This window comes from Azospirillum cavernae, from assembly GCF_003590795.1.
Classification (GTDB): domain Bacteria; phylum Pseudomonadota; class Alphaproteobacteria; order Azospirillales; family Azospirillaceae; genus Azospirillum; species Azospirillum cavernae.
Map to the genome: position 1 here is coordinate 814979 of NZ_QYUL01000001.1, position 16056 is coordinate 831034.

Sequence of the window (16056 nt, forward strand, 5' to 3'; positions counted from 1 at the left end):
TTAGAAAATAGGATGGTGTCGTTGGCGGCCTCTTCCATGGATGGCGATTCCCAGTCCTCCGGCGGAATGGGGGGCGCTGGCCGTGGTGTGGTCACGGGGAAATATTTCAATTTCAAACCGCTGCCGCCGCCGAACGATATTTTGGGCAACCCGTTGGTCGTTCCCAATCTGCCAACCAACAAATTGCCCAAGGAAACCCTTGGCAGCCGCATCAAGCGTGCGATGTCCCGCTTCAGCATGGGCAGCCAATCGGCGGACACCAAGCTGCGCTGGAAACTGCACGACACCATCCAGGCGACCATGGCGTCGTTGTCGCCCTCCGTCACTCTGGTGGCGGAAAAACGCGCGCCCGCCAAGCGCAAGAAATCCTCGGTTCCGATCATCGTCGTTCGGCATCCGTATCATCTGCGCCATGTGTTCGAGATGCTGCCGCAGATCCCCGACACGCTGATGATCGAACGTCGGTATCTGGAACTGCTGATGAACCGCGCGCTGAAGCGGTATGGCGAGCAAATGGCGTTGGTGAAGGGCAGCGCCTTTTCCTTTGAGCATGAGGCGCGCGAGTATTTTTTTTCTGGTTTCCGTATGGAAAAGGCTCTCAAGCAGGTCAATTCCCCCGATGAGCGTTTCGCCGCCTTGCAAGCCATCCACACCTGCTATTTTCATGGCCGCAATTATTACTATTACGCCCTGATTCGACGGGAAAAATTGGCGCCCGACAACAAGCTGTTCATGCTGTTCGCCCGCGCCGTCTATTTCATGGCGCGCGTTGATTGGAACGGCGAGCTGCTCGACAAACCCAGCCCGCGCGCCATGCCCAGCCGCGAATCCATGATGTTCTTCGTGGAGCGTGACAAGTCGGTCGTGACGCGCTATCGCAGCGATCAGGATTTCCAGCGTCAGGTGAAAGCGGTGCTGGAAGCGTTCCCGGCGGCCTGAGGGATTTTGCGATGTGGTCTGTTCTGCTTGGCTCGGTTGGCGGTCTTCTGGCTGGGTTTCTGGCGGTGGCTCCGGCCCTGGCCGCTGATGATTGCGCCGCCGCCGACACGCCGATGGCGCAACTGATTTGCCGCGACGCCGCGCTCAGCCAAGCGGCGAGCGGCTTGGATGGGGCCGTGGCGGCGCTGGGCGAGACCACCGACGCCAACGGGCGGTTGGCCATTGACGCCCAGCAAACCCTGTGGCTGTCCCGTCGCAACGAGATTTGCCCGGTCGCGCCCGGTGATCTGACCGACGCCAAGGCGACAAAAGCACGAACAGAGTGTTTGGCGCGCAGCTTTTCCACGCGCACGGCGCAGATTGAGGCGCAGCGTGCGGCGCGCGGCAAGCCGGTCGCAGACCTGCCGCTGAGCATCACCGACGCCGCCGCCCCGCGCTTGGTCCCGGTCCAGGCGCGTCCGGCAACCTTGACACGCCCGGTGTCGGTCAACGCCCTGGTCGGGCGCTGGGCCAAGGCCGATCCGATCAGCCGCGCCGCCATCGATGATTGCCGCAGCTCGTATCTTGAGGTGACGCGGGAGCAGACGGCCAATCTGGTCGATCCGCGCATTCCTGGTTTTCCGGTTGAAGGCCGTCTGGCTGCGACCGGCGAATTCAGCAAGGGCGTCAATGTGATCGATGGGAACGGCAACATCCTGGCGCTGGTTCGCCTGGACGCGGCGGAAACGCCGCGCCTGGATCGTTTGACCGTTCAGATGGCGCCGCCGTCCACCTTCGCCGCCAGCTTTGTCCGCTGCCGCTGACGCCTTCAACCCCGTCTGGCTTAAAGCGGTGACACGCGAAAGCGCACCGTGCCGCTCAAGCGTTCACCGGGGGGCAGGGCGATGACCCCGGCGTCGGCCTCGTCTGGATGGTTGACCGCGTCGGTCATGTGAGTGACCGGCTCCAGGCAGAGGAAGGAGTCCCTGGCCGGGGCGTAAACGATCAGGTGTCCAAACGGGCCGTCGGCCACCATGCTGACGCTTGTTCCCTCCGCCGCCCCATCGGTCCACGTCACCGTCGCCAAACCATTCCAGCCGGTGAAGCCGTGGTCGAGAATCACGCCGTCATCCATGGCGACCCCCGCCGGAAAATCCAGGGTGATCGGCAACGGAGAGCGCGCGCGCGGCAAAACGCTGTCGTCGCTCTCCCACATGCCACTCAGTCCCGCCGTCACCCGCGTGCCGGGCGGCTTGGGAAAATACGGGTGCAACCCCAAACCAGCGGGCATGTCGCTGTCGGAGTCGTTCACCAAATCCAGGGTCACGATCAACCCGTCATCGTCGAGCGCGATGGTCTGAAAGGCGCTGTAGCGCCACGGCCAAGCGTCGGCTTGATGATGGTAGGACAGACGGGCGGCCCGGTCGCCGCGCTCTTCGACCGTCCAGGGCGCGGTCCAGCCATGGCCGTGGATGGCGTGTGAAAAGCCGGGGTTGGGCGGCAGCGTCACGGAGCGCCCCTGAAAGGTGAAGCGTCCCCCGGCGATCCGGTTTGAAAAGGGAACCAGCGGAAAACAGGCCATGTCCGTTGGCGACAGGCCGAATTTTGCGCTGGTGGGCGCCGGGCGGAACAGATCAACGGAGCCGTTGACGCCGGTTTTCGTCCATGAGGCGATTGCCCCGCCGCAGAGGGGAGCAAGGCGGCAGACCATGGCGCCATGCTGCAACACAACATCATCGCCGGTCTCAATCATGAGCGTTCCCCGCTGCTTGTCCCTCCGCTTTTATCGCACATGCGAAGACGGAAAGGAACGGGCGCGGGTGGTAGTGAACCCCCGTGTTTTTGACGAAAAATCTCGCTATCGTATACGCGTCCTTTACCGACGCGAGATCACACTGTCGTCTCCGCGATGTCGCCGCCCGTTTGCCGTCTCTGAAAGGTTCGTGTGTCCAGCCCGCTGCCAAACCGCCCGGTTGCTCCTTCGCCCTCCACCTCCGTCGGCGTCGTCGATGAGGCGGAGCTTTGCGCAAGCTTGGCCGATTACCACGCCTGGCAGGCTCGCGTTGTGATCGGCGTCGCGCTGCGGTCCTATCTGGACCCGCTGGTGCTGACGCCGACCGAGGTGATCCATCACGCCAAAGCCTTGAAGGCGCTGATGGACAGCGGCCAGCTTGTCGAAAGCGCGGCGGCCAAGATCGCCACCGTTCAAGCGCGTTTGCCCGGGCAAGAGCAGCGCGCCCGCCGACTGGCGATCCAGACCGCGATTGACGAGACTTGGGGCAAGGCGCGAATAGCCCAAGTGGCCTTCGCCAGCATCCCCAAGGGGCGGTCGGCCATTGATTCGGTGCTGGCGGCGCCGCCGGGGAAATCGCCGACGGGCGACGTGGCTTATGATCTGCGGGTGGCGCTCAGCGTTGAGTTGAACGAGCTTCGCACATGGTCGGTCAAGCTGGACCGATTGCTCGACCTTTACCAGTGGGACAAGGATACGCGGCTGTCCGACGCGGTCGATGGTGTCATTGGCGATGTTTTGACGTCGGTCGGCGCCGGGATGGAGCTGTTCGGCAACACTCTGCTGCCCGGTTCGTTTCTTGTGATGCTGTGCGAACTGTTGTTCGGTCGGGTCAGCATGGACGCCATGGGGCCGAATCGGCTGGGTGTGCTCAACGCATTGTTCCGCCAAGGAAAGCTTCCGCAAGCGCGGATGGCGCTGCTCGACCGCATCCGCCGGCAATTGAAGGCTCCGCAACCCTTGGGGCGGGGGAGCGTCGATCAAGAGGGTGAGATTCTCAAGACGCTGACCGGCCATCTTCTGACTCGCGGCGGTCTGATCGGCGGCCCTGCGATGGCTGATGGCCTGACGGTGCGCTATTCCCGTCGTTTGGAGCAGGGCGGGGCCAGCGCTTACCGCAAATCCATCGTTGGCGTCAGCGAGGGGCAATCAGACCTGATCTGTCGCATCCATTATCTGACCGCTGTGTCCGCCGCCCCCGCCGCCGAGCGGCACATGGACGAGATTGTCGCTTCGCTGGAGGCGGCGGTCGGCAATGAGGTTCTGATTGAAAACATGCTGGTCCAGACGCCCGACACAGCGTTGCTGGAGCAGGGATTCAGCGCGGCGGTGGCGTCCATTCGCGCCTCGGGTCTGCCCGAAGACGCGCGCGCGCGCATCGCCGCGCGGGCCGAACGGTCGGTTGACGACTATGTGAAGTCAGGCCGTCTCGCCGCCCGCCTTCGCCAGATGGAGCCGGTGCTGCGCCGCCGCACGATTCGGCTTGCGGAAATCGCCTGTTCCAACCTGATCCGTGACGATGGCGCGCTGCCTCTGATGCGCCAGCACATCCTGGAGATCGTTCGTCAGCCGCAGTTTCAGGCCGATCTCGCCGCCCAACAGAACAATGAGATGGCGCAGGCCGAGGTTCGCCGCCTGTTCGAGCTGTTGGAGCGTTTGCGGCAGATCCCGACATCGTCGGCTCCAGCTCCACAGATTCCAATGGTTCAAACGGCGGCCACCGTGGCTGCGCCATTGCTCACGCCGGTGATGCGGGGCCTCGCGGCGGAAACCGTGATGGTTGCCCCGCCCCGCTCACCGCCCGTCGTGCAACCCCCGCAACCGCCGGGCATGGCGATGACGGTGGCGGCCCCGCGCGGCCCCAGCACGGCCAGTTCGGCGGTAGCGAGCTTGGACATCTGCCCGAGCTGCTTTGCCGCTCGCCCCGCGCCGGACGCCTGCCGGGATTGCGGCTATCCGGCCAAATCCGACAACCGGCCCGGCGTCCACTTGATGCCGGGCACCACGTTGATGAGCCGCTACAAGGCTGGCCGGGTGCTGGGGCAGGGCGGTTTTGGTGCGACCTATTTGGGCTGGGACGACCGCCTGCATGTGAAGGTGGCGATCAAGGAATATTACCCCTCCAGCCTGATTTCCCGCGCCCAAGGGTCCAGCAACGTCATTCCCTTTTCCGATGAGCACGCCCAGAGCTTTTCCTCCGGTCTGACCAAATTCCTGGACGAGGCGCGCATGCTGGCCCGCCTGCGCGACGTCAAGGAGATCGTTGGCGTTCAGGATTTCTTCGAGGAAAACGCCACCGCCTATTTGGTCATGGAGCTGCTGGAAGGCCGCACCATGAAAAAATACCTCGCCGACAGCGGCGGGCGGCTGGACGTGCGCCGCACCCTGTCGGTGCTTGGCCCGATCATGAAGGCGTTGCAAACCATTCATGATCAGGGGCTGATCCACCGGGACATCAGCCCCGACAATATTTTTCTGACCAACGCCGGTGAGCGGAAGTTGCTGGATTTCGGCGCGGCCCGTCAGGCGACCAGCGGGCAGGGGGCCGGGTTGACGGTGATCCTCAAGCCCGGCTTCGCCCCGCCTGAGCAATATTCCAACGAAGGCAAGCAAGGGCCTTGGTCGGACGTCTACGCCATGTGCGCGACGATCTATCAGGCCCTGACCGGCAAGACGCCGCCGGACGCCACCGCGCGCTTCATGAACGATAAGGTGCCCAAACCCAACGAGTTGGGCGCCGGTCTGTCGCCCGCCTTTGAAAAAGTGCTGCTGTCGGGTCTTTCCATGCGCTGGCAGGAACGTCCGCAGAGCATGCGCGACTTGTTGCGTTTGATGACCAACGCGCTGGGAACCGTGTAACGCTTTTCTTCAAGGCAAAGAAGGGACTGGCGAACCAGTCCCTTCTTTTTTCGTCGGCAAGACAACGAGGACGTTACTTGGCGTCCGCCGCAACCTGCATCTTGATGATCTTGTCAGGGTCGGTGACTTGACCATTCCGGGACTGGCTGCCCTTCTTGATCTTGTCAACGAAATCCATGCCTTCGACGACGCGGCCCCACACCGTGTACTGACGGTCGAGGAAGGACGACGGGGCGAAGCAAATGAAGAACTGGCTGTCCGCGCTGTCGGGATCGTTGGTGCGGGCCATCGACAGCGTGCCGCGAATGTGCGGCGTGCTGGAGAATTCGGCCTTCAGCTTCGCCTTGCCCGAACCACCCGAGCCGGTGCCGGTCGGGTCGCCCGTCTGGGCCATGAAGCCGTCGATCACGCGGTGGAAGACGACGCCGTTGTAGAAGCCCGCGCGAGTCAGCTCCTTGATGCGGGCGACGTGATTCGGCGCCAGATCCGGGCGCAGCTCGATCACCACGCGACCGTCTTTGAGGTCGAGATAAAGGGTGTTTTCCGGTTCCAAGGCCTTGGCCTCCCCCTGAGAGAATAGAAACGTGGCGAACAGGGCCGCCAGCAAGACGCGGGTCCACCGCAACATGGGAAACACTCCGATGAGCCGAATTCCGCGCCGGGGACCATAGGGGAAAAGCCGCCCCATGCAAAGCCGCCCGACGCGGCGGACTGTATCCTTCAATGGTCACGGGCGATAGGGTCGTGCGTGGGTGTTCATCAGGTTGTTGCACAGATGGGGTGGGGACGGGGAATGAGGATGCGCGGGCGATGGGCGACGACGGTGACGCTGGCGATTCTGGTGGCGCTTGCGGTCACGGCGTTTTCCCTTTTGCGCGCCCGTCTCGACGAACGGACGACGGCGGCTCTGCGGGAGGCCGGGATCGAGGGGACCGTTGCGACCATCGACGCTTTGGAACTGACGCTTTCGCCGCCGGGGCTGATCCTGGCCGTCACGCTGGTGAAAGATCCGGCGGTGGGCGGCGACGCCATGGGCGGTCTCATCAACCTGTCTGGCGCGCTGGCGGTTGATTGGCTGGGGTGGGGCGACCTTGCTCTGACGCCGGTCGGCTGTCTGACGCTGCGCGTTGAGGATGTGACGGTTGCCGGAACGCCACTGTTGGCCCCCGAAGGCGCGCGCCTGTGCGCGGTTGATGGCGGGCCGTTGCTTCGCTGGTCTCCGCAGGGAGCGGCGCTGACCGGCGCTCTGCTGGTTCCACGGATTGACGCGCCGACACGCCAGTTGCGCGCCGACACCGTGTCTGTGGGGCTGACGCAAGCCTCAAACAGCGCCGTCACGCTGGATCTGAGCGTCGGCGCGATTCGCGACGGCCGCGCCTTGCCCGTCGTCACCCCTCTGTCGTTGGTGGCGCGCGCCGATCACTCTGCGGGGGAGGCGTGGCGGTTTTCCGGCGCCGTGACCGGCGGTCATGGCGCGCTGACGGTGGATTTTTCCGGCTCCCATGATCCGGCCGCCGGGACCGGACAAGCGGAGTTGCGCGGCAAACCCCTGCGGCTTGGCGGCAAAGGAGCCAAGCTGAACGATCTGTCGCCGCTGCTGGCGTCGCTCCTGACCAAGGTCAGCGGCGCGCTCACCGCGCGGGCGGCGCTGAGCTGGAAGGGCGACGCGCTGCGCTCCAGTGGAAAGCTGCTGATCGAGAGCCTTGGCGGCGTGGTCGGGCCGGTGACGGTCGTCGGCTTGAACGGGGCTGTCGCCCTGTCCAGCCTGTGGCCGCCGGTCATTCCCGATGGGCAGAGCGTGGCGATGGCGTTGCTGGACGTCGGCGTGCCGCTGACCGACGGGGTCATCCGCTTTGGCTATGGCCGCGACCGGCGGGTGGATGTGGACGAGGCGGTTTGGCGCTGGAGCGGCGGCACGGTGCGCGCCGATCCGTTCGAGCTGTCTCCGACGGCGCCCAAGGGCCTCATCACCCTGCGCGCCCAGGGGGTGGACGTGGCCAAGCTGCTGGAGATGATCCAGGTTGAGGGGATGGCGGCGACGGGGGTTCTGTCTGGCGTTTTGCCGGTCCGCATCCAAGACGGACGCGCGCGTTTGGTGGGAGGGGTGTTCGAGACCTCCGCGCCCGGCACGCTGCGCTACGCGCCCGCCAGCCCACCGGCGGGGCTGTCCGGTCCTGAAGGCAGCCCAACCGCGCTGTTGATGGGGGCGCTGAGCGATTTCCGTTACGAGAGCCTGCGGTTGTCCCTTGACGGGGAGGCGGGGGGCGAGTTGCGCGCGGGCTTGGCGGTGCGCGGAACCAACCCCACATTCTACGATGGCTATCCAGTCGCCCTTAATCTTACTCTGTCGGGCGCGCTTGACCGGATTTTGCGGCAGAGTCTCGACGCCTACCACATCCCGGATGCGGTGCGCGAACGCATGACCGGCTTCGACCATCCCGGCGCTGACCATCTCGGCGTTGGCCACAAGGAACCGTGACCGTCATCATGAAACACCGGCCCCCTCATCGTCCACGCGTCCGTCTTCCGCTCGCGCTTGGCCTTCCGATTTTGGCGCTGGCGGCCTGTTCGCCGACGATCAAAATCGAAGCGCCCGACAAACCCATCGAGATCAATCTGAACATTCGGATCGAGCAAGAGGTCCGCGTGCGGGTCGAGCGGGATGTGGACAGCGCCATCCGCAACGATCCGGCCCTGTTCGGCCTGCCGCCCGCTCCGGTGAAGGGACAAACGCCATGATGACGCGCCGCTTCATTCCCGCCCTTCTCGCCCTGCTCCTGAGTCTGGGCGCGCCGATGCTGGTCTATGGCCAGGACGCCCTGAGCGCCGCCAAGACGGCGGGACAGATTGGCGAGCGGCCCGATGGGTTGGTCGGCGCGCTGCCCGACGCTCCAGCCGCCGCGCGCGCGCTGGCTTCCGACATCAACGCCCAGCGCCTGGCCCGCTATCAGGAGATCGCGCGCGGCAATGGGACGGCGCTGGACAAGGTCCAGGCGGTGGCCGGGGAGCAGCTGGTGGAACGGACTCCCGCCGGTCAGTTCGTGATGACCCCGGCGGGGCAGTGGCGGCGAAAGTGACGTGACCACGACCACCGATCTTCGCGGCGCGCTGGCCGATTGTCGCCGTCGCTTGGCCGAACAGCCGAACGACGCGGCGGCTCTGAGCGCCCTGTTCGCCACGCTGGACGCGCTGGACCAGCCCGGCTTGCCGGAAGAGGCGGTGGCCCGCTCCAACTATGCTGAAGCGTTGCGTCGCCAAGGCCGCGCCATGGAGGCCGAGGCTCATCACCGAAAAGCCGTGGCGTGGCTGCCAAGTTTCGGCGGCAACCATTTCAACCTTGGCGTCACGCTGCAAACCCTGGGTCGGACCGCCGAGGCGGCGGACGCCTATGGGGAGGCCGCCCGGCTGATGCCGAATTTCGCCGGCGCCGCGTGCAACCAAGGCGCCATGCTGCGCGAGCTGGGGCGTCTGGCCGAGGCGGACATGGCGCTGCGCCGGGCCGTGGCGCTGGATGGCGGGCTGGCCGTCGGGTGGCTCAATCTGGCGGCGGTGTGGCGGGATCAGGGCAAGATGGTGGAGGCCGTCCAGGGCTTTCGCAACACGCTGGCCCTCCGCCCCGATCTGGCCGAGGCTCAAGCCAATTTGGCCCTGGCGTTGAAGGAGGTCGGGCGTCTGCCCGACAGCCTGCCGGTGTTCGAGCGCGCCTTGCGTCTGGGCCTCCCCGACAATGGCGGGGTGCGGGCGCAGTTGATACAGCAGCGCCGCCATCTGTGCCGATGGGATGGTCTGGAGATTCTGTCCGAACGGCTGGTCGCGGCGGTCCGCGATGGAACCAGCCAGCAGATTCACCCCTGGATCTTTCTGGGCGAGGGGGCCGGGCCGCGTCTGGAACGATTGTGCGCCGAACGGTACAGCGCGTGGCGCACGCGCGGCGTCCAACCCGCCTTTCCCCTCCGCCGGACAAAGAAGGACGAGCGGTTGCGCATCGGCTATCTGTCCGCCGATTTTCACGAGCACGCCACGGCGCTGCTGATCGCCGAACTGATTGAGCGTCATGATCGCAGCCGCTTCACCATCATCGGCGCGTCTTATGGGCCTGACGATGGCGGAGCGTTGCGGGCGCGGCTGCGGCGCAGTTTCGACGAATTCCTTGATCTCTCCGCCTTGTCCGACGAGGCCGCCGCGCGCTGTCTGCACGACCGAGGCGTTGATGTTCTGATTGATCTGAAGGGCCACACCAACAACGCCCGCCCCGGGATCGCCGCCTGTCGACCCGCCCCGGTTCAGGCGCAATGGTTGGGCTATCCGGGAAGCATGGGCGCGCCCTTCATTGATTGGATCATCGCCGACGCGGTGGTCGCTCCGCTTGATCGGGCGGCGGAATTTTCCGAGCGAATCATCCGCTTGCCGGAAAGTTACCAGCCGAATGACGGCGCCCGGCGCATTGGGGAAACGCCCAGCCGGGCGGCTTGCGGCTTGCCTGAGCAGGGATTCGTTTTTTGCTGCTTCAACGCCGCCTACAAAATCAACCCAGCCTTGTTCGACCGCTGGTGTCGGATTCTCGCCGACGCGCCCGGTTCGGTTCTTTGGCTGCTCGACAGCCACGCCGAGGTGGCGCCCAACCTGCGGCGTGAGGCGGCGGCGCGGGGTATTGCGCCGGAACGGCTGGTCTTCTCGCCGCGCTTGCCGGGGCCGGAGTATCTGGCGCGCTACCGCTTGGCTGACCTGTTTCTCGACACCGGGCCGGTCGGCGCCCACACCACGGCGAGCGACGCGCTGTGGGCCGGGTTGCCGGTGCTGACGGTTTTGGGAAACGCCTTTGCCGGACGGGTGGGGGCGAGCCTGTCGCGCGCCGTCGGTTTGCCGGATTTGGTGATGACGGATTGGGACGCCTATGAAGCGACGGCGCTGCGGCTGGCCCGCGATCCTGGCGCTTTGGCGCTTCTGAAGGCGCGGCTGGCGGCGGCCTTGCCCACGGCCGCTCTGTTCGACACCGACCGCTTTGCCCGCGCGCTGGAAGAGGTTTTCGTCACTCTATGGACGGACCACGCGCGGGGCGAGACCCACCGCTGAGCCTAGCCCGTTAGGGATAGGCGCAGCGGTCGGCGGTGACGTCCACGAAGGACCGTTGACCGGGAGCGAAGGTGAAGCGGTACTCGTTGTTGTCGATCACCAGAGACTGGTGCAACGGCAGAACGCCGGTGGCGACCGTGCTTTTGCCACCGATCCCGGTGATCTTGATGGTCACGGGTTGCCCCGGATCGAACCAGCTTTCGGGGTTTCCCTGGGCGTTGTGGGCCGATTGCCCCTCGCCGGTGACGGTGATGGCGCCGTTGGAGAAGGTCGTGCCGCGCGCGCCGCCCTTGAGCAGCGGCGTGGTCAGGGTGAAGCGCTTGCTGTCGGCAGGCTGGCAATTGCGTTGAGCCTGGGCCTGGCTGATGATGAAAGCCAGACGGTTGGCGTCCAGGCCGCCCTTGAGACGTTCGGCCAGCAACTGGCTCAGCCGCGCCAACTCGCCGGTTGGGACTTCGCGCTGAAGGCGGACTTCCAACTCGGCGCTGCGGCTTTCGGCGGTGCGGGCGGCGTGCTGCATCTGGGTCGCCAACAACTCGAATTCAGCCTTCTGGCGCGACAAGGCGGCGATTTCCTCGCGCAAAGTGATGTCGCGGCCCTTCAACTGTTCGATGCCCATCTGGTACGCGAACAGCCCGACGCCCAGCACCACGGCGGCCATCAAGCCAAATTTGCCAACCCCGCTCAAGACGCGGCGGCGGTAACGGCGTTCGTAGTCGTAGCGTCCCAGGGTCATGATCGGATGCGTCGCGGGCGTAGGAAATGGAAAGCGCCTATGGCTAACGGCAACGCGTGTGCGATGCAACCCCTTGACAGGGGATGGCTGGGACATTGTTTTCAGATGGCGCGCGCCCGTGCTAACACCGCATGATTCTCACCATCGCGAGTATGCCCGCGTGCCTTGCCCCGCACTGTTTCTTGACCGCGACGGCGTCATCAACGTCGATCACGGCTATGTCGTGACCCATGACCGTTTCCAGTTTGTGGACGGTGTTTTTGATCTGGCGCGAGCGGCCATGGATCGGGGGTATCGCGTCGCGGTCATCACCAACCAGTCGGGCATCGCGCGGGGGTATTTTTCAGAGCCGGAGTTTCTGGCCTTCACCGCCTGGATGGTCGAAGAGTTCCGGGCGCGCGGCGTCGATTTGGCGGGCGTTTACCATTGCCCATACCATCGGGCTGGGCCGGTTGAACGCTTTGCCCGCGAGAGCTTTTGGCGCAAGCCCGCCCCCGGCATGATCCTGGAGGCGGCGCGGCGGCATGATCTGGATCTGGCCCGGTCGATCTTCGTTGGCGATCAACCGACCGACATGCAGGCGGCTCAGGCGGCGGGGGTTGGCATGCGGGTGTTGGTTGATCCGATGGGGACGGTTGCGGATACGAAAACGGCCAACCGGGTGGTTGGCCGTCTGTCGGACATTGTTCCGTTTCTTGCCGACCCTATTCTTACTGGCCGGTCGTCGCCGAATTTCCCAGGAAATTCATGCTGATGCTCGGTGTCTTGAACTCACCGACATTCTTGAAGACAAATCGGAAGAAAAGCGTGTTGCCGTCCTTCACGCCATTGCTTGACGTGGTGAAGTCGCGGCGAAGGATGGTCTGGAAAATAAGGCACTCATCCCCATAAGTGAGGGTGGCGAGCGTGGATCGCGGGCCTGGCTGCGGTTCCATCGCTTGCACATGGGAGATTCCCAACCCCCAATTTTGCACAAAGTTGGAATTGAGCGAAAAGGTCGCTTGCTCAACCCGATCAAGGGTCGTCGCCGTGCGTGAGGTGGTCTGGTCGACAAAGGTGTAGGAGGTTCCCAAGCGCAGCAGCGGCACACCGGCTGACGCGTTCAACGAATGGCGGCGCGGCTTCAGCGTGTCGTGATCGATGCGGAAGCCGTAATTCACATCCAGCCATTCCGCCGGTTGCAGATCAAGGCGTCCGACATAGTCCGACACATGGTCTTCCAGGCCCGAACCAACCTTGAAGCCCGAACTGTCGGTCAAGCGATGGCTTTGTCCAAGAAACAGGCTTGCAGAGCCTTGCTTGTAGCCATAATAGGCGGTGCGCAAGCCGTATGTGACCCGCATGCCGTCATCCAGCCGGTCGATGCCGGTGTAACGGTTGGGGGTCAGCAGATTGACCTCGTCGAACTCAACATCGACGCTGTCTTCGTTCGGGAAAATCTTTCCATTCGGCAGTTTGGGCGCCACGGTCGCTTGCACGATCGGTTCGATCAACTGTTGCGAGGATTGGCCATAGCGCACGAACGGATAACGAACCATGACCTGCCCTTGCGGGAAGAAGCGGAATCGGCTGACGTCGCTGCTGCCGCGCGTGGTCGGATCGGTGGTGTTGAAGTGGTCGGCGGAATAACCGGCGGCCAGAACATTGGCTGACAACGTGGTGATGAAGCCAACGTTCGACACGATGTCGCGTTGCCAGCCAGGTTGCACCATGACACGCCGGGAATTCGGCCCGGCATCGTTCGGACGCGTGATCGCGAGAAGGCTGCTGTCCAACGACCAACGCCCGCCAAACAGGCTTCCAGGTTCACCCAAAGCGTTGTAGCGCGCCGTCGGCAGCGCAATTGGTTCCGGGGTCGTGTTGCCGTAGCGCAGATCCTGGAAGCCGAAAGCCGCAAGGGCCGCGTAGTTGCGCCCACGGAAGCCTTCGACGAAAACCTTGCTGGTCAGGTAATCGTCGCGGACATCGTAATAGCGACGCAAGAATGTTTCATCGCTGGCCTTCTTGACGTCGAATCCGGCTCGCCAGGTGTCGTTGATGTCGAACAGACCTCTGGCGGCGGCGTAGCCACGAAGACGCTTGTCCTTGGGCGCTCCCGTCGCGGGTCCGTTGGGCAACTCACCTTGAGTGATGGCGCCGTCCAGTTCCAACCGACCATTCTCGAACCGTTTGCGGTAATTTCCCCCAAGCAGAAGCCCCTGCTTGGAAAAACCGCTCACCTCGAACGTGGCGTCCTGGTTGCCGCCAATGTCCCAGTAATAACGGGTTTTCAGAATGGCGCCGAGATCGGAGCTGTTGCCGAAGGATGGCGTCAGGAAGCCACTCTTGCGGTCCACGGACGGATCGGCGTGCGACAGATAGGGCGTGTAGAAAAACGGAATTCCGAAGAACTCCATCGTGGCGTCCTGATAGCGGACCTCATGCTCCTCGTTGTCGTGAACGACGCGGACGGCGCGAATCTGCCACAAGGGAGCCTTGTTCGGATCAGACTTGCACAGCTCGCAAGGGCTGTAGACGCCACGGCTGACCTTGGTGATCTTGCCGTCGCGCCGTTGCCCCTCGTTGCCAACCATACGGCTGTTGTCGATCATCAGAACGCGGACATTCTCGATGAACACGTCCTTCAAGTCGTCCGTCAGTTCGGCATAGTCGGCAAAGGTGATTTCGCCCGACGGCTCGACCAAACGAATGGCCCCGGTCGCGGTGACGATTTTGGTTTTCTGGTTGTAGGTGATCTTGTCGGCGCGGACGGTGCGCTTGCCCTGCGCCAACTCCACATTGCCGGTCGCCGTGACCAGATTGTTCGTCTCGTCGAACATCACCTGATCGGCGGTCAGCAGCGTCGGCGGCTGGGGCGCCCGCGCGGGTGATTGCGCGTCCGCCAGATCGGCGGTCACGACGCCGCACGCGATCATCAACCCGACGATGCCGGAGCGGAGGATCGGCGACAAGGCGGTCTTGCCGGTGACGCTGGCGCGTCGGGGGGCGGTGGCGCGGTGGCGCCGAAGGACGTGCTTGGGCATGGTTGGAACGATTGGGGGAAGCGCCCCCCAAGTCAACGGTTTCGCAACGGGATCATGCCGGTAACGACGTGACTGTGGTCAACCGCCCACGGGAATGAACGACGGGTGGGCCGAAAAAGGTCCGGCCCACCCGAATTTTTGTCCGACTTGTCGGATCAGACGACGCGGAAGTTCTTGAACTGCCACGGATCGCTCTCGTCGATGTCCTCGGGGAACAGCAAGCCGCGATCCTGCAACGGGGTCCAATCGCCATAGGCGCCGACGACCTCGCCCAGATAGGGGGCGGCGATCTCCAACACTCGGCGGAAATCGACCTCGTCCGGTTCGACGACGCCCCGATTCGGGTTCTCCAGCGCCCAGATGATGCCGCCCAACACGGTCGACGTCACCTGCATGGAGGTCGCGTTGTTGTAGGGGCAGAGCTCGCGCGCCTCTTCGATGGTCAGGCGCGAGCCGTACCAATAGGCGCCTTTCTCGTGGCCCATCAGAAGAACGCCCAACTCATCCATGCCGCTGACGATCTCGTGCATCATCAGGCGCTGGCTGGCCTGGATCGCCCAGTTCTTGCCCGCCAACTCATGCACCGACTTCACCGCGTCGTCGCACGGGTGGTAGGCGTAATGGCAGGTCGGGCGGTAAACCACCTTCTCGCCCTCGCGCACCGTGAAATAGTCGGAGATCGAAATCGCCTCGCTGTGGGTGATGAGGAAGCCATGGAAGGGGCCTTCCAGCGGCGTCCAGGTCCGCACCTTGGTCGAGGCGCCGGGGCGCATCAGATAGATGGCGGCGTCGCACCCGAACTCGTGGCGGCGGCCATCCTCGGGCAATTGCTTTTCATGCGTGCCCCAACCCAATTCCGCCGGCTGGCAGCCTTCGCCGACAAAGCCGTCGATCGACCAGGTGTTGACGAACTCGCCGATCTGCTTGGGCTGATTCGACACCTGGGTGTCGCGTTCGGCCACATGGATGGTCTTGACGCCCAGCCGCGCGGCCAAACGGCCCCAACCGTCGCGGTCGGTCGGGACGTCCGTCTCGACCCCGGTGTCGGCGGCGATGTTCAGCAGGGCCTGCTTGACGAAGTGCGACACCAGACCGGGATTGGCCCCGTGGGTCAGCACCGCCGTTGGACCACCGGCGAAATCGGCGCGGCGGGCCAGCGCCGCCTCGCGCAGGGCGTAGTTGGAGCGCAGCGAGGGCGACAGGCTGGAGTCGGTGTAACCTCCCGCCCACGGCTCCGTGCAGGTGTCGATGTAGAAGGCGCCGATGCGATGGCAGAACTCGAACAACGCGATCGACGACACGTCGACCGACAGGTTGACGAGGAAATCGCCCTTGTCGAGCAGCGGCTTCAAAACCTGGAAAAAATTGTCGTTGTTCAACGGGTTGTTGTGGAACGCGACGCCATATTCCTCCGCCTCCTCGCGCCCGCGCTCTTCGGCGGTCACGATGGTGATTCGATCCGACGTCAGACCATCGAGGTGACGAAGAAGCAGCGGCAAAACACCCTGGCCAATCGATCCAAAACCAACGATGACCATGCGGCCTGTGAACGTGCAGAGCTTCGTGTCCAGGGCCATGATTGCTTGTCTCCCCCGAGGTAGTTTAACGAACGACATACGCCGACGCCCGTCCCCTCTTCGGTGAAGAGTGGATGA

General features: G+C 64.2%; 13 protein-coding genes. 8 read left to right on the forward strand and 5 right to left on the reverse strand.

Annotated features, from left to right (window positions below; translation table 11 throughout):
* Positions 1–36: 36 nt before the first annotated feature.
* Together D3877_RS03850 and D3877_RS03855 are read left to right on the forward strand one after the other, a co-directional pair.
* Entirely contained in the window at positions 37–939 is a 903-nt protein-coding gene (locus D3877_RS03850; protein WP_238474721.1) for a hypothetical protein, read from the forward strand.
* Positions 940–950: 11 nt separating this feature from the next.
* On the forward strand, positions 951–1742 hold the full coding sequence (locus D3877_RS03855; protein WP_119829420.1) for a lysozyme inhibitor LprI family protein: 792 nt from the start codon (positions 951–953) through the stop codon (positions 1740–1742).
* A gap of 20 nt (positions 1743–1762) precedes the next feature.
* On the opposite strand, the gene D3877_RS03860 is transcribed toward D3877_RS03855, so the two are convergent.
* The gene (locus D3877_RS03860; RefSeq protein ID WP_119829421.1) at positions 1763–2671 is read right to left on the reverse strand and encodes an aldose 1-epimerase; all 909 of its coding nucleotides are present in this window, start codon (positions 2669–2671) and stop codon (positions 1763–1765) included.
* A 192-nt stretch (positions 2672–2863) separates the two neighbouring features.
* Between D3877_RS03860 and D3877_RS03865 the strand changes: the two genes are divergently transcribed.
* The gene (locus D3877_RS03865; RefSeq protein ID WP_119829422.1) at positions 2864–5569 is read left to right on the forward strand and encodes a serine/threonine-protein kinase; all 2706 of its coding nucleotides are present in this window, start codon (positions 2864–2866) and stop codon (positions 5567–5569) included.
* Positions 5570–5642: 73 nt separating this feature from the next.
* Here D3877_RS03865 and D3877_RS03870 read toward each other — a convergent pair whose 3' ends face one another.
* Positions 5643–6197, reverse strand: a complete 555-nt coding sequence (locus tag D3877_RS03870) for a peptidylprolyl isomerase (RefSeq protein ID WP_119830768.1) — start codon at positions 6195–6197, stop codon at positions 5643–5645.
* A 171-nt stretch (positions 6198–6368) separates the two neighbouring features.
* Here D3877_RS03870 and D3877_RS03875 point away from each other — a divergent pair, with 171 nt between their 5' ends.
* From D3877_RS03875 to D3877_RS03890, 4 genes are read left to right on the forward strand one after another with little or no spacing between them, the layout of a single operon-like run.
* The gene (locus tag D3877_RS03875; protein ID WP_158599780.1) at positions 6369–8048 is read left to right on the forward strand and encodes an intermembrane phospholipid transport protein YdbH family protein; all 1680 of its coding nucleotides are present in this window, start codon (positions 6369–6371) and stop codon (positions 8046–8048) included.
* Positions 8045–8308, forward strand: a complete 264-nt coding sequence (locus tag D3877_RS03880) for a YnbE family lipoprotein (protein WP_338014558.1) — start codon at positions 8045–8047, stop codon at positions 8306–8308. Before D3877_RS03875 ends, D3877_RS03880 begins: the two co-directional genes overlap by 4 nt.
* Positions 8305–8646: a YdbL family probable chaperone protein gene (locus tag D3877_RS03885; protein WP_238474722.1), complete on the forward strand. Its 342-nt coding sequence runs from the start codon at positions 8305–8307 to the stop codon at positions 8644–8646. The genes D3877_RS03880 and D3877_RS03885 overlap by 4 nt, the downstream gene beginning before the upstream one ends.
* Position 8647: 1 nt before the next feature.
* A complete protein-coding gene (locus D3877_RS03890) occupies positions 8648–10642 on the forward strand; it encodes an O-linked N-acetylglucosamine transferase, SPINDLY family protein (RefSeq protein WP_119829424.1) in 1995 nt (664 codons plus the stop codon).
* Positions 10643–10652: 10 nt separating this feature from the next.
* Here D3877_RS03890 and D3877_RS03895 read toward each other — a convergent pair whose 3' ends face one another.
* Positions 10653–11378, reverse strand: coding sequence for a hypothetical protein (locus tag D3877_RS03895; protein WP_119829425.1), 726 nt, complete (start codon positions 11376–11378; stop codon positions 10653–10655).
* A gap of 160 nt (positions 11379–11538) precedes the next feature.
* Here D3877_RS03895 and D3877_RS03900 point away from each other — a divergent pair, with 160 nt between their 5' ends.
* Positions 11539–12132, forward strand: coding sequence for a D-glycero-alpha-D-manno-heptose-1,7-bisphosphate 7-phosphatase (locus D3877_RS03900; RefSeq protein WP_119829426.1), 594 nt, complete (start codon positions 11539–11541; stop codon positions 12130–12132).
* Here the strand turns inward: D3877_RS03900 and D3877_RS03905 are convergent.
* The gene (locus D3877_RS03905) at positions 12089–14401 is read right to left on the reverse strand and encodes an LPS-assembly protein LptD (RefSeq protein WP_119829427.1); all 2313 of its coding nucleotides are present in this window, start codon (positions 14399–14401) and stop codon (positions 12089–12091) included. The two genes, D3877_RS03900 and D3877_RS03905, sit on opposite strands and share 44 nt — an antisense overlap.
* A gap of 155 nt (positions 14402–14556) precedes the next feature.
* The gene (locus D3877_RS03910) at positions 14557–15978 is read right to left on the reverse strand and encodes a homospermidine synthase (RefSeq protein ID WP_119829428.1); all 1422 of its coding nucleotides are present in this window, start codon (positions 15976–15978) and stop codon (positions 14557–14559) included.
* Positions 15979–16056 lie beyond the last annotated feature (78 nt).